The sequence below is a fragment of the Arthrobacter humicola genome (assembly GCF_039531445.1).
Lineage (GTDB): Bacteria > Actinomycetota > Actinomycetes > Actinomycetales > Micrococcaceae > Arthrobacter > Arthrobacter humicola.
Window position 1 is genome coordinate 208428 of the sequence record NZ_BAAAQB010000025.1, and the last position, 17524, is coordinate 225951.

13 protein-coding genes are annotated in these 17524 nt (G+C 69.2%); 3 read left to right on the top strand and 10 right to left on the bottom strand.

Going from position 1 to position 17524, the window contains the following annotated elements; translation table 11 throughout:
* Together ABD243_RS08160 and rsmI are read right to left on the bottom strand one after the other, a co-directional pair.
* Positions 1–411: aldehyde dehydrogenase family protein (locus ABD243_RS08160; protein ID WP_344364119.1), on the bottom strand; the 411-nt coding region annotated here is incomplete at its 3' end.
* A 286-nt stretch (positions 412–697) separates the two neighbouring features.
* Complete coding sequence (rsmI, locus tag ABD243_RS08165; RefSeq protein WP_116766124.1) at positions 698–1519, bottom strand: 16S rRNA (cytidine(1402)-2'-O)-methyltransferase; 822 nt, start codon at positions 1517–1519, stop codon at positions 698–700.
* Positions 1520–1699: 180 nt separating this feature from the next.
* On the opposite strand from rsmI, the gene ABD243_RS08170 reads away from it, so the two are divergent.
* Both ABD243_RS08170 and ABD243_RS08175 read left to right on the top strand, forming a co-directional pair.
* The gene (locus tag ABD243_RS08170; RefSeq protein WP_344364121.1) at positions 1700–3451 is read left to right on the top strand and encodes a dolichyl-phosphate-mannose--protein mannosyltransferase; all 1752 of its coding nucleotides are present in this window, start codon (positions 1700–1702) and stop codon (positions 3449–3451) included.
* Positions 3452–3511: 60 nt separating this feature from the next.
* Positions 3512–5341 carry an AMP-dependent synthetase/ligase gene (locus ABD243_RS08175; protein WP_344364124.1) on the top strand — a complete coding sequence of 610 codons (1830 nt, stop codon included), beginning with the start codon at positions 3512–3514 and terminating at the stop codon, positions 5339–5341.
* Between the two features lie 94 nt (positions 5342–5435).
* Here the strand turns inward: ABD243_RS08175 and ABD243_RS08180 are convergent, their stop codons facing one another.
* The 5 genes from ABD243_RS08180 to ABD243_RS08200 all read right to left on the bottom strand — a co-directional run bounded on the left by ABD243_RS08180 (position 5436) and on the right by ABD243_RS08200 (position 10561).
* Positions 5436–6656, bottom strand: coding sequence for a TIGR01906 family membrane protein (locus ABD243_RS08180; protein WP_344364127.1), 1221 nt, complete (start codon positions 6654–6656; stop codon positions 5436–5438).
* A 112-nt stretch (positions 6657–6768) separates the two neighbouring features.
* Positions 6769–7995, bottom strand: coding sequence for a L,D-transpeptidase (locus tag ABD243_RS08185; protein WP_344364130.1), 1227 nt, complete (start codon positions 7993–7995; stop codon positions 6769–6771).
* A 158-nt stretch (positions 7996–8153) separates the two neighbouring features.
* Positions 8154–9641 (bottom strand): adenosylhomocysteinase, encoded by a 1488-nt coding sequence (ahcY, locus tag ABD243_RS08190; RefSeq protein ID WP_344364132.1) that lies wholly within the window; start codon positions 9639–9641, stop codon positions 8154–8156.
* 158 nt (positions 9642–9799) lie between these two features.
* Positions 9800–10087, bottom strand: coding sequence for a Trm112 family protein (locus ABD243_RS08195; protein WP_344364135.1), 288 nt, complete (start codon positions 10085–10087; stop codon positions 9800–9802).
* 84 nt (positions 10088–10171) lie between these two features.
* The gene (locus ABD243_RS08200) at positions 10172–10561 is read right to left on the bottom strand and encodes a DUF3499 domain-containing protein (protein ID WP_344364137.1); all 390 of its coding nucleotides are present in this window, start codon (positions 10559–10561) and stop codon (positions 10172–10174) included.
* Positions 10562–10770: 209 nt separating this feature from the next.
* On the opposite strand from ABD243_RS08200, the gene ABD243_RS08205 reads away from it, so the two are divergent.
* Positions 10771–11322, top strand: coding sequence for a metallopeptidase family protein (locus tag ABD243_RS08205; protein ID WP_116766024.1), 552 nt, complete (start codon positions 10771–10773; stop codon positions 11320–11322).
* A gap of 104 nt (positions 11323–11426) precedes the next feature.
* On the opposite strand, the gene ABD243_RS08210 is transcribed toward ABD243_RS08205, so the two are convergent.
* Genes ABD243_RS08210 through ABD243_RS08220 form a run of 3 tightly spaced genes read right to left on the bottom strand, consistent with a single transcriptional unit; the run spans position 11427 to position 17171 of the window.
* A complete protein-coding gene (locus ABD243_RS08210; protein WP_344364141.1) occupies positions 11427–13166 on the bottom strand; it encodes a DUF5719 family protein in 1740 nt (579 codons plus the stop codon).
* The gene (locus ABD243_RS08215) at positions 13159–16629 is read right to left on the bottom strand and encodes a glycosyltransferase (protein WP_344364401.1); all 3471 of its coding nucleotides are present in this window, start codon (positions 16627–16629) and stop codon (positions 13159–13161) included. The genes ABD243_RS08210 and ABD243_RS08215 overlap by 8 nt, the downstream gene beginning before the upstream one ends.
* Positions 16629–17171, bottom strand: a complete 543-nt coding sequence (locus ABD243_RS08220) for a WhiB family transcriptional regulator (protein ID WP_091250744.1) — start codon at positions 17169–17171, stop codon at positions 16629–16631. Before ABD243_RS08220 ends, ABD243_RS08215 begins: the two co-directional genes overlap by 1 nt.
* Between the last annotated feature and the right edge of the window lie 353 nt (positions 17172–17524).

A 17524-nucleotide genomic window follows, 5' to 3' on the forward strand; every position in this document is an offset into this window, starting at 1 on the left:
GCGGACGGCTTCCTCGGAGAACCAGCGCAGGAATTCGGCGCCGTAGGTGACCTCGCCGCGGGCCTCGGCCAGCGGCTTGCCCATCTCCAGGGTCATCAGCAGCGCGAAGTCCTCGGCCCGCTCGGTGACCATCTCGAAGGCGCGGCGCAGTATTTCCCCGCGCTCCCGGGACGGGACCTTGGCCCAGGACTCCTGCGCGGCGGCGGCGGCGTCCAGGGCCGCTTTGCCGTCCTCGGGGCCGGCGTCGGCGATGCTCAGCAGCACCTGGCCGGTGGCGGGGTCCTCGACCTGGAAGGTCTTCCCGGACGCGGCCGGACGCCATTCGCCGTTGATCAGCAGGCCCGTCGGGACCGAGGCCAGCAGGGCCTTCTCCCGCTCCGCGGAAACAATAGGCTGGGCAGTTACAGTCACAACGACTCCCTCGTCAGCAATTCGGTTGGCACTAGTTTGTTGGCACTAGCTTTTTTGGCTCTAGTTTGTTGGCACTGATTTATTGGCACTGCGTGCCGGTTGAGGCGCTCGTTCTCGAAGGACCGGCCGCCTGGATTACTGCCACGGTACTGCCGCGCTCACGGGCAAGTCTATGCATGCGCGCACTACGCGATCCGGATAATGCTGTGCAGCTGCACAACCCATGACGAACCCGGCCCGCTGCGGCTGGCGAGGCCCCGGGTCGCCCCGGAACCCGCCCACGCGATCACCGCGCGGCGAGCACCGCGGAGTAGAGTTCGCGCTTGCTGACTTTCGCGTCCTCGGCCACCGCGGCGACGGCTTCCTTGAGCCGGATGCCCTGGGCGATCAGGCCGTTGACGGCGGCCACGTGGTCCTCGGGGCGGCCCGGTTCGCGTTCAGGAGCGCCGCCCACCACCACGGCGATTTCGCCGCGCACCTCGTTGGTCTCCGCCCATTCGAGCAGTTCGCGCAGGGTGCCTCGGATGACTTCTTCATACGTTTTCGTGAGTTCACGGCAGACGGCGGCCCGGCGGTCGGCGCCGAAGCGTTCCCGCAGCGCCCTCAGCATCGGCTCCAGCCGGTGCGGCGCCTCGAAAAACACCATGGTGCGCCGCTCCGCGTCGAGGTCCGCCAGCCGCGAGGAGCGTTCGCCTGCCTTGCGGGGCAGGAATCCTTCGAAGCAGAAGCGGTCGGTCGGCAGGCCGGACAGGGCCAAGGCGGTCAGCACGGCGGAGGGCCCGGGGGCAGCGGTGACGGTGAGCCCGGCCGCCACAGCGCCTTCAACCAGCCGGAACCCCGGGTCCGAGACGGACGGCATGCCGGCGTCGGTCACCATGACCAGGGTCTTGCCGGACCGGACCTGGTCCAGCAGGTCAGCCGTCTTGGCGGCCTCATTGTGCTCGTGATAGCTGATGATCCGGCCGCCCACCGTGATGCCCAGGGTCTGCACGAGCCGGTGCAGCCGCCGCGTATCCTCGGCGGCGACGATGTCCGCCGTCGTGAGCAGCTCCACGAGCCGTGCCGAGGCATCGCCGGTGTTTCCGATCGGCGTCGCCGCGAGGACGATGCGGCCGGGTCCGCCAGCGGCCGGAACACTGCCGGGCGCGGCTTCGTCAACGGGAAGGGCGCCGTCGGTGCTGTCTTCGGAGCGAAGATCAAGATGGGGGGAGGTACTCGGTTCGTGGTCCACATGACCAGCCTACTGCCGCCGCGGCACGGCCCGACGAGCACAGCCGCGAAAGGTAGCATGGGCAACGTGACCCAGACCCCCACGCTCCCGCCCGAGGCCGGCGCCGCCGCATCGCCGTCAACAGGGCCGAACAGCGGCAGCGCCGGCAGCCAGGCCCGCGGCCGCGTCCGCACCGGCCGCAATCTTGAGGGGCACCGCTGGATCGGCCGCCCCGCCGAGGCTTTCACCACGGAGGCCCTCAAGGAACGCCTGATCGGCAGCATCCAAAGCTGGCGGGACTACCCGGCGTCGCTGCGGCTCTGGTACTGGCTCATTCCCGCCCTTACGGCGGCGCTGGGCGGCATCCTGCGGTTCGTCCGGCTGGACACACCCCGCAACCTGGTCTTTGACGAAACCTATTACGTCAAAGACGCGTATTCGTTGCTGGTCAGCGGCTACGAGCGCAGCTGGCCCGACCGGGCGAACGACTCCTTCATTGCAGGCAACCCCGGCGTGCTCCTGAACTCCCCGGAGTATGTGGTGCACCCGCCGGTCGGCAAGTGGATGATTGCCGCGGGCATGTGGCTGTTCGGTGCGGACAACCCCTTCGGCTGGCGGTTCGGTGCGGCCCTGACGGGGACCCTCTCCATCTTCCTGCTGGCTTTGATCGCGCAGAAACTCTTCCGCTCCCTGACGCTGGGCGCGGTTGCCGGCGTCCTGCTGGCCGTTGACGGCCACCACCTCGTGATGTCCCGGACGTCGTTGCTGGACATCTTCCTCATGTTCTGGCTCCTTGCCGCGTTCGGTGCCCTGCTGATGGACCGCGACGACGGCCGGCGGCGTCTGGCGGCCCGGCTCGGCCGGCAGGCCGCAGCCTCTCCCACGGGACGCCCCTTGGCACTGCAGCTCACGTCCGGACCCTGGCTCGGCATCCGCTGGTGGCGCCTCGCGGCCGGCGTCTGCCTGGGCCTGGCCGTGGGGACGAAATGGTCCGGGCTGTTCTTCCTGGCCGGTTTCGGCCTGCTGACCGTGTTCTGGGACCTCAGCGCGCGGCGCATCGCCGGCGTGCATGCCTGGATCAGCGGCGGCATCCTCAAAGACGGCGTCCCGGCCTTCCTGACCATCGTTCCGGTGGCTGCGGTGGTCTATGGCTTCACATGGACGGGCTGGTTCCTGTCCAAGGACGCGTACTTCCGGCACTGGGCCGAGGCCAACCCCTCGGCCGAGTGGGGCTGGCTGCCGAACGCCGTACGGTCCCTGGCGCACTACCACCTGGAGGCGTACAAGTTCCATCAGGGCCTGAGCTCCGACCACCCCTACGAGGCCAGTGCCTGGACCTGGCTGGTCATGGGCCGGCCGACGTCCTTCTTCTACGAATCCCCCGCCAAGGGCACCCCCGGCTGCGACCTCAGCAACTGCACCTCCGCCATCCTCTCGGTAGGCAACCCGCTGATCTGGTGGGGCGCGGCCGTCTCTCTGGTCATCCTGCTGTTCTGGTGGGCGGGGCGCCGCGACTGGCGCGCCGGCGCGGTCCTGGCCGGGGTGGCGGCCGGCTACCTCCCCTGGTTCATGTACCCGGAGCGCACCACCTTCTTCTTCTACGCCGTGTCCTTCGAACCGTTCCTGGTGCTGGCGCTGGTCTATTGCCTGGGCCTGGTCCTTGGCCAGCGCAGCGACCCCCTCTGGCGGCGGCGATCCGGGTTCTGCCTGGTTGCGCTGTTTGTGGTGGCCGCCGTGCTGGTGTCCGCGTTCTTCTACCCGGTCTGGACCGGCGAGGTGATCCCGTACCAGGAATGGCGCCTGCGGATGTGGATGCCTTCCTGGATCTAAGGCAGGATTGCAGGGGAAAGTCCGCCGAACTCCGGGCGGACCAGGAATGGAGACTCGGCTGTGAGAGAAGCAAGCACCGGACTGCTCGTGGAGCTGGACCCGGAGAGCAACGTGACCGACCTGCTCCTGGAGCAGCACGCGAACGACCCCGTGCACGCCCTCTACTCCCGCAAGGGTCCCGGCGGCTGGACCGACGTACCGGTCCAGCACTTCCTCGACCAGGTCACCGCCCTGGCCAAGGGCCTGATTGCCGGCGGACTCACCCCGGGCGACACTGTGGCGGTCATGTCAGCGACCCGGTATGAGTGGACAGTGGTGGATTTTGCCATCTGGTTTGCCGGCGGCGTCACGGTTCCGGTCTACGAGACCTCCTCCGCCAGCCAGGTCGAGTGGATCCTCCACGACTCGGGGGCACGGCGCGTGTTCGTTGAAGACCAGGCCAAGGCGGCCCTGGTCCAGGGCGTTCTGGACGCGTCCACGGTCCTCGGCGACCGGCTTGTCGCCGTCGTCCGGATGGAGAACGACGGCGCCGCACCGAACCTGGCGAGTCTCGCCGCAGCCGGCACCGGGGTGACCGACGCCGAACTCGAGCGACACCGGAGCGCCGCGTCCCTCGCCGACGTTGCGTCGCTGGTCTACACCTCGGGCACCACGGGCAGGCCCAAGGGCTGCGAGATCACGCACGCCAACTTCGCCCTCGTCGCCAAGAACATCGTCCTCTTCCTTCCCGAGATCCTCATGCAACCGCGTTCCCGGACCTTGATGTTCCTACCCCTCGCGCACGTCCTGGCCCGTGCGGTCCAGGTGATCTGCCTGAGCGCCGGCGCCACCGTCGGCCACACCGCAAGCGCCAAGGAACTCCTGGAAGACCTGGCCAGTTTCAAACCCACGTTCCTGCTGGTGGTCCCCCGGATCTTCGAAAAGGTCTATGCCGGCGCCGCGCAAAAGGCCGCCGCGGCCGGCAAGGGGCGCGTGTTCACGGCCGCGGCGGCGGCCGCGGTCGACTACTCCAGGGCGCTGGACGCCGCCTCCCGGGGCGACGGGAAGGGCCCCGGACGGATCCTGAGGATCCGGCACGGACTCTTTGAGCGGCTGTTCTACCCCAGGCTCCGGGAGGCCTTCGGCGGCCAGCTGCGGTACACGGTCTCCGGGGCCAGTCCGCTGAGCTCCAGTGACGCCCATTTCTTCCGCGGCGCCGGCATCCCCGTCCTGGAAGGCTACGGCCTGACCGAAACCACGGCGCCATGCACGGCCAACACGCCGGCACGGACCAAGGTGGGAACGGTCGGTATCCCGGTGCCGGGAACCACCATCCGGGTGGCCGACGACGGCGAGATCCTGGTCAAGGGCATCGGGGTCTTCAAGGGCTACCACGCCAACGAGGCCGCCAACGCGGAAGCCTTCGTGGACGGCTTTTTCCGCACCGGGGACCTCGGCTCCCTCGATGAGGACGGCTTCCTGACCATCACCGGGCGCAAGAAGGACCTGCTGGTGACGGCCGGCGGCAAGAACGTGGCCCCCGGCCCGCTCGAGGAGAAGATCCGCGAGCACCAGCTGGTAGGCCAGGCCGTCGTGATCGGTGACGGCAGGCCGTTCGTGTCGGCCCTGATCAACCTGGACCCGGAAGGGCTCCACAACTGGTGCACCGCCCGGAAGGTGCCCGTCATGACTCCGGCCGAGGCCGCTGCGGACGGGATGGTGCGGGCCTCGATCCAGGGCGCCATCGATGAGGCGAACCTGCTGGTCTCCAAGGCTGAATCCATCCGCAGCTTCGTCATCCTGGACGCCGACTTCACGGTCGAATCAGGGCACCTGACACCCTCGCTCAAACTCAAGCGGGCCGCCGTCGTGCGGGACTACGAGGAGCACATCAACCGCATCTACGGCTGAGCCCCCACACGCGCGCCGCCCCTAACCAGCCGGGACAGCGAACCGGCCGGGACAGCGAAACGGCCGGCACAAAGGTGCCGGCCGTTTCTGCTGCTCAGACGGTGTGGCGGGTGCGCTCCGTCTCCGATGCCCCGTCGCCCGAACTGTCGCCGTCGCTGCCGGCCGGGGCGTCCGCCGGGCTGCCTGCGGGGCTGTCTGCCGTGCTGCCTGAGGCCGCGACGCCGGTGTCTTTGGACCCGGCGGCTGCTTTCCGGCCAAGGCCGCGACGCCGGCGTGTGGGCCAGGTCAGGATCAGGGTCACCAGGGAAGCGAGCAGGACCAGGCCGCCGATCACCATCCCGGCGTCCATCCAGAACTGGCCCGGGAACAACCGGATCAGGGTGTCCTGGAGCGTAAAGGTCCACGTACCGTTGGCGAAGAAAATACGGTGAAAGTCGGTGAAGAACTGCTCCCAGCCGAGCACGGCGAGGGTTCCGAGGCCGATGATGATCGCGAGCGAAATGATCGAGCCGGCGAACAGGCCGCGGCGGACTCCCCCGTTGTGGCGCCGCTTCAGGTAAATCACGGCGACCAGGCTCAGCAGGATCAACAGGGTGCCTGCACTGAACGTCGACAGGATGACGGTCTTGACGTCGGCCATGTGGCTGACTTCGCCGTCCTTGAACAGACGGTCCCCGCTTTGGCCCACCAGATCGCCGAGATAGCGCGGGCCCGACCAGTTGCTGAGGTAGTCCACGGCGTAGGAGCCGTAGGTCATGCGGTCATCGGTGCTGAAGCCGTAGCCGTCCCCGGGGAAGCCCGGGCGGTTGTATTCCACCCAGAGGAACAAGGGGCTGGTGACGGCGCGGACGGCCAGCACCAGCAGGATGACCGGGTAGAACACGGCGAGCATCACCTGCATCACCCGCGGGAGGACAGGCTTGGCCTTGGCCGCCTGTTCGCGTTCGGCATTGCGGCGCTCAACCTCCTCCTGCGGAGGACGGATCTGCAGGGCCGAGGTCTGCAGCAGCTCATCGGACGCGGTGCCCGGGCGGACGACGGCGGCCTCGGCCGCCTTGCGGTCGGCGCGGCTCTCCGGCTGGCTTGTTGTGGACGGCGCTGCCGCCCCGGCGGCCGCTCCCCCGCCGACGTCGTCCTTCTTCGCGGCGGACGTGCCCGCAGCCGCAGCCGTGGTGGCGGGCGTGGTTGCGGAGCCTCCGGCGGGCTTGGTTGCAGCGGCCGGTTTCATCCAGTCAAAAGCCGGCTCGTCGGTGTCATCCGTCGGATCCAGGTTCGGATCCGGCCGGTCGGGAGGGGTAGGACTTGTGTCAGTCACGTGGAGCTTCGCTTCCGTAGGCTTCCGCGCCGCCCGGCCTGCGCCCGGCTGCGCAACTTATCTGGCTCCGAGCCTACCGTCAGGGGATGAGGCTCGGCGAGATGCCACCCCGTCAGTTGGCGTATTGGGCCCACGGGATATTCCAGTCCCCGAAGCCGTCATCGAAGTTGGCAAAGTCGCCCTCGGTGTTGACCACCTGGACGACGTCGCCCGTGGTCATGTTGTCGAAGACCCACTGCGCGCCGTCCGGGCCCAGGCCGATGCAGCCGTGGGAGAGGTTCGTCTTGCCGATGAAGGGCAATGCGGAGTCCGTGGCCTGGTGGATGAACTCTCCGCTGGGCGTCAGGCGCGTGGCGTAGTTGACGTCCAGCTGGCCGTAGTAGGCCGGGTCCCCCGGTTTGAGTCCGATGGTGGAGGCGTCCATGTGCTCCACCCGGTGCTTTTCCATCAGGACGAGGTAGCCGCGGGCCGAGGGGAAACGTGTGTCGCCCATGGTCGCCGGCCACTGCCCTGCCGGCTTGTCGTTGATGCTGACCGAGAACGTGTGGGCCTTGGCGTCGGCGACCGCCACCTTCTTGTCCCCGATGTGGACGGTCACCGTCTTGTTGAAGTTGCCGACCTGCCCGTTGCCCAGTTCGACGCCGAAGAGCTTCATGTCCATCGTGATGGTGCTGTTGGCGGTCCAGAAGGCCTCCGGCCGGTACCTGACGGTGTTGTTGTTGTACCAGTGGAAAGCACCCACCTGGCCGGAGGTGGAGGTGATCTTGATGGCTTTTTCGACGGCGTCCCGGTTGAGGACCGGCTCGCTGAAGGTGATCTGCAGGGGCTGGGCCACGCCCACCTTCATCCCGTCCAGCGGGTAGATGGCTGCGTCGGCCTCGTTGGCCGTGGAGACGGTCGTGAACGAGCGGGTGTTGTGGGTGGTGCGTCCGGCGCCGTCCAGCACGGAGTACGTGTAGTTGTACCGGGTGTTGAACTTCAGGTTGCCGGCTGAGGTCCAGGCGGTACCGTCCGCGCTCTGGGTCCCGTCAATGGTCTCGCCGTCGTCGCTCGTGAGGGCCACCCGATCAATCCGGCCGTTCGTCACCTTCAGGGACACCGGCGCCGCGGGGTTGACCTGCTTGGCGCCGTCGTCGGGAGTGACGGCGAGTTCCGCCGGAGCCACCACTGGATCTGCAAGGCCCGGCGTCGTCCGTGCCGGCGATCCGGCCTCGGAGTAAATCCCCGACTGGGCCAGCCCCGGGGCGGCCGCGGCGAAGGCCCCGCCGCCGGCTGCCAGGGCGCAGACCACCCCCACCAGGGCGATTTTTCGGCCGGTACTCCAGGTTTTCAGGGCCATCACAGGACCCGGGCGTTTCCACACGTCATCCTGCCAGCATAAGGGAGTTACCTTGGAACCCTTGTCCGGTTACACCACGATCCGGTTACAAAAGGGCCCCCAAAACGGTCACAACAAAGGGCCCCGGACCGTTTGTCCGGGACCCTTCGGAGGGGTTTCTAGTAGCGGTAGTGCTCGGGCTTGTACGGCCCGGCGACCTCGACGTCCAGGTACTCGGCCTGTTCCTTGGACAGTTCGGTCAGCTCCACGTCGAGGGCGCCCAGGTGCAGGCGGGCGACCTTCTCATCCAGGATCTTTGGCAGGACGTAGACCTGCTTCTCGTATTCGCGCTCGCCCTCGGGCTGGCCTGCCTTCGTGAACAGTTCGATCTGGGCGATCGTCTGGTTGGCGAAGGAGTTGCTCATCACGAACGACGGGTGTCCGGTGGCGTTGCCGAGGTTCAGCAGGCGGCCCTCGGAGAGGACGATGATGGAGCGACTGCTCTTTCCCGTTTCGGAATCGGCGGGGAAGACCCACTCGTGCACCTGCGGCTTGATCTCGACCTTCTTGATGCCCGGGATCCGGGCCAGACCGGCCATGTCGATCTCGTTGTCAAAGTGGCCGATGTTGCCCACGATCGCCTTGTCGCGCATGCCCGCCATATGCTCGGCCATGATGACATCTTTGTTGCCCGTGGTGGTGATGAAGATGTGGCCCTCGCTGAGGACGGATTCGAGCTTCGCCACCTGGTAACCGTCCATGGCTGCCTGGAGCGCGCAGATCGGATCGATTTCGGTCACGATCACGCGTGAGCCCTGGCCGCGGAAGGCCTCAGCGGCGCCCTTGCCGACGTCGCCGTACCCGCAGACGACGGCGACCTTGCCGCCCATCAGGACGTCGGTGGCGCGGTTGATCCCGTCAGGCAGGGAGTGGCGGATGCCGTACTTGTTGTCGAACTTGCTCTTGGTGACGGAGTCGTTGACGTTGATGGCCGGGAAGAGCAGCTTGCCCTGCTCGGCGAGCTGGTACAGGCGGTGCACACCGGTGGTCGTCTCCTCGGTGACGCCGAGCAGGAGCGAGCCGATGCGGGTCCACTTCTGCGGGTCGGTTGCGAGGGAGGCGCGCAGCACGTCCAGGAAGACCCGGCCTTCCTCGGACTCGTCCTCGGCGGCGGCGGGCACGGCACCGGCAGCCTCGAATTCGACGCCCTTGTGCACGAGCATGGTGGCGTCGCCGCCGTCGTCCAGGATCATGTTCGGGCCCAGCTCCGGGTTGGCGTCGGCGCCCGGCCAGGTGAGGATCTGCTGGGCCGTCCACCAGTATTCCTCCAGCGTCTCGCCCTTCCAGGCGAAGACGGGGACGCCCTGCGGGTCCTCCACGGTGCCCTGGCCGACCACGACGGCGGCCGCGGCCTCGTCCTGGGTGGAGAAGATGTTGCAGGAAGCCCAGCGGACTTCCGCGCCGAGGGCGGTGAGGGTCTCGATCAGCACCGCGGTCTGGACCGTCATGTGCAGCGATCCGGCGATCCTGGCGCCCTTGAGCGGCTGGCTGGCGCCGAATTCCTCGCGCAGGGACATAAGTCCGGGCATCTCGTGCTCGGCGAGGCGGATCTGGTGGCGGCCCGCCTCGGCCAGGGAAATGTCCGCAATCTTGTAATCGAAAGTCATGTGCATCCTTTGTTGTGGCCGGTGACGTTGCGTGTCTGAAGCTGGGTAATTACGGGCAGTTCTGGCTCTAAGCAGTCATTCGCGGCCGGAGGCGTCCCCGATGGGTGTCCGGCAGGTCTTTAGTCCTCTGCTGGTGCGGGCCGTTTCGTGCGGATTGGCTATTCGGCGGCGTGGCGCGGGGCCGCGCCGTGCTGGCCGGCGCCGTGCTGGCCGGCGCCGTGCTGGCCGGCGCCGTGCTGGCCGGCGTCGTGCTGATCAGCGGGAGCCGCCGCGGCGGCGGGCAGGAGTTCCGGAGGCAGCAGCAGCGGGATGCCGTCCTCAATCCGGTACCGCAGCTTGTCCCCGGACGCGCCGACCGTGACGAGCTCGTCGCCTTCCTGCTCCAAGGCGGACCCGGTGACGGGGCATCGCAGGACAGACAAGAGTTCGGGACTGAGCTTGGGCATAGTGGACGCTCCCTGAAGGGCGCCGCGGAAGGCGCCGGTGGCTTACGGCTTTTTGCAGTTTCCACCCTACCGCCAGTTGGGGCGTTAGGAAGGTTCTCGCAGGACGCGCAGATGCCCGCGCCGGGTGCCTTCGGCTGGGGCCGGGGCTTCCAGGGCCGGATGCAGGGTGCGCTGCCCCTTTACCGGTTCCGCCGCGGCCGGACGGGAGGCGGCCTCCCGGACGGCGTTGGCGAGGGCCAGGAGGTCGTCCGGTCCGGGGCCGGCCGGCGTCGCCGGCATCGCCAGGCGCATGACTTCCCAGCCGCGCGGGACCGTCAGCGAGTCAGCGTGCTGTTCGCACAAGTCGTAGCAGTGCGGTTCGGCGTAGGTGGCAAGCGGGCCCAGGACTGCCGTGGAGTCGGCGTAGACGTACGTCAAAGTGGCCACCGCGGAATTGCGGCAGGCAGACCTCGAACAAAGACGAATAGCACCCACGACATCACAGACTACTCCCCCTGAGGCCGGGGGCCGCGCATTGAACCACCCTTCGGAGTGCCGCAAGTGTGCCGCAGCAATGCCGCGGGAGTGCCGCAGCAATGCCGCGGGAGTGCCGTAGGGCTGTCCCGGGAGTGCGTTGGGCGGCGGTGGCGGCTCGCCGATGGGCCCATATCGCGTAAATCATTCCGCGGGTTTAGAGTCAAGATATGCAGTCATCGCACCACGATTCGGGTTTCACGGTCCGGTTGGCTGACCCCGACGCCGGAGACACAGGCGCCGGTTCCGCCCCCGCTGGCGCACCCGCGACCGGGTCGCCTCCCGCTGTCCGGGGAAAGAGCTTCCGGCAGCGCCGCAGAAACCGGCACGGCCGGGGGCTTCGCGGTGAGCTCATGCTCCCGACGTTGCCCGGCTACCGGACCCGCTCCGACCGCTTCGACGATTTCGTCCTGGACTCGGCCCAGCGGCTGCACGACATCTGGGGCAAACCCCTCGACGGCGTCCGCTTTGCCGTCGACGAGATCCCTCCGGGCTTGGAACAGCTCGTGGCGGACCGCACCCCGGCTCCGATGGGCGCCTTCACGGCCGCGACAGCCGAGGAGGGACCGGTCATCACGCTGTACCGCCGGGTGGTGGAGCAGGCGTGCGGAACCCGGGATGAACTCCAGGACCTGGTGCACGACGTCGTCGTGGAATACACGGCCGAGATGCTCGGCGTGCCTCCCGAGTCCCTCGACCCGGTCTACCGCCGCCGGTACTAGCCGCGTCCGGTGCCGGACGCCGCCGATCCGCCCGGCACCGTGCACCGGATCGGTACTAATACCGCTCGGTCCTGGTACCCGAGCGGTCCCAGTACCCAGCGGTCCTAGTACCCGAGCGTGACGGGGACTTGCCGCTGTCCTGCCGCTTCCGGGGCCACGGCTACCGTGGAAATGTCCTGCCGGCCGTCGCGGCCCAGGAGCAGTGCCCCGTATGCCGGGTCCCCGGCCGCGGACACCACATAGCCCACCAGCGGCGAACCGCCGACGTCCGAGGGGATCTTGATGGACACGGTCGTTCCGCCGGCAATCTCGGCGGTGGCGGCGGTCCGGATCTTGCCGTCCGCGGTGACGGGAGTATAAGAGACACTCGCGTTGCCGTCGGGCGCGCCGAACACGAGCTGCCGGTCGCCCTCGCGGGGAACCGGCACGATGTGCTGGCTGCCCAGCCGGGCCGACGCGGCGGAGAACGCGATGTCCGCGGCGTCCTCCGGCTGCAGCCCCCGCGTGAGCCGGGTTGCGGCCGCGAAGGAGATATCCGAGGTGGCCGCCAAGGTGTACGTCCCGGCCGGGACCCCGGCCAGGGAGACTTCCGTGACCGCGCCCGCCTTCGCCGTGACCACTCCGCCGCCGGGCAGGGCCTTCTGGCCGTCGCGCCCGTACAACTTGATCTCGACCACGGCGTCGGCCGCCCCGGGGACCGTGATCTCCAGGGCCGGCCCGGCGTCGGCAAAACCGGGCTTCGCCGTGAGCGCGGCCAGGCCCGCCGGATCCTGAATGTCAAGGCCGGAGACCACCTGGCGGTCGGACGGCCCGGCGCCCGGGGTGATGAAGTCGACGCCGCCGGGCGTGAGGCCGCGGAGCACGCTTTGCTGGATGACGGCAGCCACCGGGCCGCCGGCGCTGCGGACCCGCATGCCGAGGCGTTCCTGTCCCGGCGCGAGGCCGGCCAGGACTATGGACCGGGTGCTGCCGGGCGCTACCAGCAGCCCGCGGCTTCCGGGGGCTTGGATCTGGCCCTCGGTGCCGAAGAGGTCCAGGCTCACCGTGGCCGGCGTGCTGGAGGCATTGGTGAGGTTCAGGACCGCCGAGCGGCCCAGGGCCGTGTTGGCACCGACGAGCCAGAGATCGTTGCCCGGTTGCTGGCAGGCGGCGGCCGCGGAGCCCTGCAGGTCTCCGTCTTCGGCAGCGTAGCTCAGGACCGCGCCGGCAGCCGCCTGGCGGTTGTCCTGCGCATCGGCGCTGAGGACGCTGACGTTGTCCACCTCACGCTGGGCCACGACGCCGGCGAGCAGCACGGGAGTCCGGGATGCGGGCGCGGAGGCTCCGGGCGCGGCGCCCTTGGCGATCTCCACGAGGGGGGTCCCCGTGAGCCGGGCGAGCCGGCTGCCGGGAATGACGCCCGCGCTCGAGCCAAGTACGGCGGCGCTGACGGCGGTCTTCGCGGTGGCGGATTCCGGGCTGAACTGGGGGTCGGTGCCCACGGGGGTGCCCTCAAGCAGCCGGGCAGGGCCGGGGCAGACCCCGACGCTGCTGCCGGCCGGCACGGAGGCAACCGGGGCCGCGAGTTGCCGGCTGGCGGGGCTTTGCGGTGTCAGCGACGCCGCCGATACCAGGCCTGCGCCCGCGGCCGCGAGGGCGACGGCGGAGAGGATACCGCCAATCACCCCGCCGCGCGGCCCGCCTTTTTTCCGCAGCCTCGCCCCGGCGACAGCCGGACCAGAAGTGGCCGGGCTAGCAGTGGCCGGACCAGCCGCAGACGTGCCGGCGGCCGGGCTTTCGGCCGTGGAAGGTTCGGCCGCAATGGTGTCGGTGGCCGGGCCGGTCGGGGTGTCGCCCTTAGACATGCTGATGTTCCTTACGCAGGGAGGCTTCGTCCCTGGACAGGCCGGTGTTGGACCGGCGGGCAGGCATGGGCACGGCCAGGAGAATGGTCAGGCCGATGACAACGGCCTGCACGACTCCGGCCAGGACAGCCCAGGGCGCTTCGTAGCGGATGCTCAACTGACCGCCCTGGGCGGGCAGCGTGAACGCCTGGGCCCATCCCGACGTCGTCGAGGTCAGGCGGCGGCCGTCGAGCCAAGCGCTCCAGCCCGGATCGGCGCGGTCGGCGAGGACCACCAGGCGGCCCTCCGGGCCGGCCGGTACGGTGCCGGTTGCCGAAACTTCCTCCGAAGGGAGCAGTGCGACCACCGCCCCGGTGCCGTCCACCACGCGGACCCGGTGCGCGACGTCGGAGTCCTTGACCCCGGGTCCGCCCAGCGGGGTGACGCGCCAGAGCCAGCCCGCGCCGGTCTGGCCGACGGCGACCAGGCCGGGAACGGCGTCCATACGGCTGGCCGTCAGTTCAGAGGCAGAGTCCGCGACACGGAGCACCACAAAGCCGACGCCGAGTCCTTCGAGGTCCGCCCGCGGGTCCACGCCCTCGCCGGCGACGATGGTGGCCACGACGTTCCGGAGCGACCCGGCCACGGCGTCGTCGTCGCGGACTGTTTCCTTGCCCGGCTCCCCCATGATGTTGCGGGCCGCCGCGATGGTGGACAGTCCGTCCAGGGTGGTGCCGGCGCCGCGCATGAGGGACGCATCGAAGCTTCCGTCCTCGTTGCTGGCAATGATCAGCGTCTTGGCCTGCTCCGGCCCCTCGCCGCGGTCCACCGCCGTGGCGGGAAGGGTGCGGGCCGGGGCCGGCTGGATGAGCCTGGGAGTGCCGAGGCCGGCGGCAGCCGGGGTGGCTGCCGGTGCAGGCGACAATGTCGTGGACTGCAGCAGGTTCTGCGCTGTCCACACGGCCAACCCCGCAAGCGGCGACGCCAGCAGCAGGCTCATCGCGGCCACCGCGGTGCCGCGGAGCAGAATCGTCCGGGCCAGTCCGGTGCCGGCCGCGCGGTCCGCGGCGTCCAGAAGTCCTTCTGCCGCGATGAGGGCTGCCCCAAGCAGCGCGAAGGCCGCAGCCGAAACGGCGGGGCCGGGGAACGGCGTGACCAGGACGTCGGCACTGGCACCGGAGGCCACATGCCCGGCGAGCCAGCCGCCGGCCAGCATCAGGAGCGCCGCCGCCCACAGGCCGCGGGCAGTCCAGGTGCGTCCCGCCAGGACAACCCTGCGCGGCATGAACAAGGCGGCGAGAGCCAGGAGCAGCACGGGCAGCCCAAGCAGCACGGCTAAAAGCAGGGCCCAGGGAGCGCCGGCGAGACCGGCAGAGCCCGCGGCGGACCCGCCGAAAGCGCTCAGTCCGGTGAGCCCGGCGCCTGCGTCGAAACTCAGCGGCTGGCCCAGGGCCTGCTGCCAGAGCGGAGCGGCGTCAAACCCGAGCGGCATGCCGGGATCGGCCAGGAGCGCCCGCGGCCGATCCAGGACAGAGAAGGCGAACGGCAGGAACAGTGCAAGGCTGGGCAGCAGCGCCCACCACACCGTGCGGCCGCGGCGGCCCAGGAGTATGCCGCACAGGGCAATGATGACCACCGATGGCACCAGCAGGGACGGCGCCGCGGCGGTGACCACTGCCAGGGCGAGGCCTGCGGCGGCCGCGGCCGTCCATGAGGGGGTTCCGTTGACGCCGGGGCGGGCGGCCGGCGCGGGCGTGAGCCGCCGCTGGCCTGGCGCCGGGACGGCGTGGACGCCGTGGCCTGCCGCCGTGCCGGTTGCCCGGAGCAGCGCCAGGACGAGGACCGGGATCATGACGTGCGCCAGCAACGCACCCAACCGGCCTTGGTTGAGGGCCACCTGGAGTGCCGGCGCCCCGGCCCAGACCAGGGCGGCCGCCAGGCGCAGCCGGCGGCGCCGGGTGAGGGCGCCGGCAGCGAACCAGGCGCCAAGCGCGGACAGCGGCATGGCAAGGATCAACAGCCAGCCAACGGCACCGTTGGCGTCCCCGGCGCCGAGCACACCCAGCACCCACAGGAGGTAGCCGAAGGGATCGCCGTGGCCCGGCAGGCCCGCACCGAGGCTGATCCACCAGGTGGAGGCGTGGTTCCAGATCTCAGAGAGACGCACGGAGACGGGGATCAGCGCGCCGCCGGAAACTGCCGGAGCCCGGAACAGGCTGAGCAGCCCGGCCAGGGAGACCGCGGTCGTAATGAGGACGGCGAGCAGGGCGCCGTTGCCCACCCAGCCGCGCTCAGGGGTGGCGATCGCGGCGAAGTCGTCGGCGTCGCCGGTGGGCTGGTCGGCCAGCGGGTCGGGGCCGGTGAGACCGTCGCCGAGGTCATCGGCGCCCAGCGCTTCGATAAGCGAGCGCCGGTGCGCCCAGACCTCACGGCGCGGCGTCTGCAGCCCTTTCATGACCGAGCGCCGGATCCTGCGGGTGCGCGCTGCGGTGCGCCGGCCGCGGATGACCGCGGCAGGGCGGCCCAGCCCGGCAAAGGTGGCAAGAAGTTGGGAGAATCCGTACCCCGGGTCCTTGACGGCGATGCTCAGGACGAGTTTGAAGAGGCTGCCCAGGAGGGCGCCGGCGGCGTGCAGCGGGACTTTCCAGCCGGCAGCGTGCTTGAGCCGCAAATAGACCTGCGCCTTGCGGGCGGCGGTCGCGTTGCCCAGGGCATGGGGACGGTGCGCCACATGGAACATCCTCGCGCTGGGGACCACCACGACGCGATGTCCGGCGAGGCGGTTGCGCCAGCAGAAGTCGACGTCGTCCCCGCTGCCGGGAAGCGCCGGATCAAAGCCGCGGAGTTCCTCCCAGATGTCGCGGCGGACCAGCATGCCCGCGGAATTCACCGCAAACGTGTCGCTGCGGCCGTCGTACTGGCCCTGGTCGAGTTCGTCGGCGTCGATCAGCGTCAGGCGCTCGGCCCAGCGGCTCGTGGAGAGTCCGACGTCGATCAGCCGCCGCTCGGCGTGCCAGTCCAGTTGCTTGCAGCCTGCCACCGTGACCGACGGCGCGCGCTCGACGGCATGGAGGAGTTCGGCGAGGGCCTCGGGGGCCGGTGCGGCGTCGTCATGCAACAGCCAGATCCAGTCGGCGCACGGCACACGGCCGGCGTCGCCGTCGGTGTTTACGCCGGCCGTACTGCCTGTCCCGGCGGCCCCTGCCACGCCGGCCGCTCCGGTCGAAGGCCACGGCGCGAGGGCCTTGAGCCCGGCCATGACGGCCCCGCCCATGCCGGATTTGGGGTGGTCGAACACGGTGACGTTGGCTTTGCCCAGAGCCTGCTCGAGAAGGGTTGCGGAGTGGTCGCGGGAACCGGTGTCGACACCAATGACGGCGTCGGCGGGCCGTGTTTGGGCCGCCAGCGCCGCCAGGGTCCTGGGGAGAAAATCACCGCCGTCGTGGGAGACCACGACGGCGGTGACTCGTACTTCTTGAAGAATTAGACTGCTCGCTTCCTAAGCCGGCGCCGCTCGCGCTCGGAGAGGCCTCCCCAGATCCCGAAGCGCTCGTCGTTGGACAAGGCGTATTCGAGGCACTGGGAACGCACGTTGCAGGCGCCGCAGACTTTCTTGGCGTCGCGGGTGGAGCCGCCCTTTTCCGGGAAGAAGGCTTCGGGATCTGTCTGGGCACACAGGGCGTCGGTCTGCCAGCCGAGCTCGCCCTCATCGTCAAAGTCCTGCCGGGACGGCAGCCCGATCCAGACCGGCTGCGCGATGGTGCCGGCGCCGGGCGAATGGAGCTCCATGGGCGGGTCGAGGGGATCGTGGTCCTGGTCCGGGCCGGCAAGGAGTTCATCGTGCGCTGCGAGGAAGGCGGTAGCCGCGTCCTGCAGGGAATCTTTGGTGTGTTCGTTGTAGCGGTCAGCTGCGTCCGGATCGGCCGGATCTACATACCAGTCACTCGGCACACCTCGTGAACGGTATTTCGCCGTGGCCTGGCCGGCAACTACGGCATCTTCATGGATACGCTCTGCTAGCCCCATGGCGTCCCCCTCCTGATTTGCAGCCACTGCAAGACCCCCTTGGACACTCGGTTGAGTGCCGGTTTATGCGCAGTGGCTATAGATAACTAATTACACGTGTGTAAGTATCCGGGAGTCAAGCCACGGCGGAGATAATAATCAACTTGAAACACAAAAGGGAGGCACGCCACGCCCGGTATTTTTCCCGCCCCGCCCGCAGAAACCCGCGAAATAATCAGGGTACTGAGCACTTTTGGGGGTATTCCTTGAATTTTCGGGAAATTTTCCGTGCCGCAGCCCGAGGGGTAGCCGGCGGCAGGATCCCGGGCATGACGGACATCACACCGCGGGCGGGCGGAGGGGCCGTGGCAAGA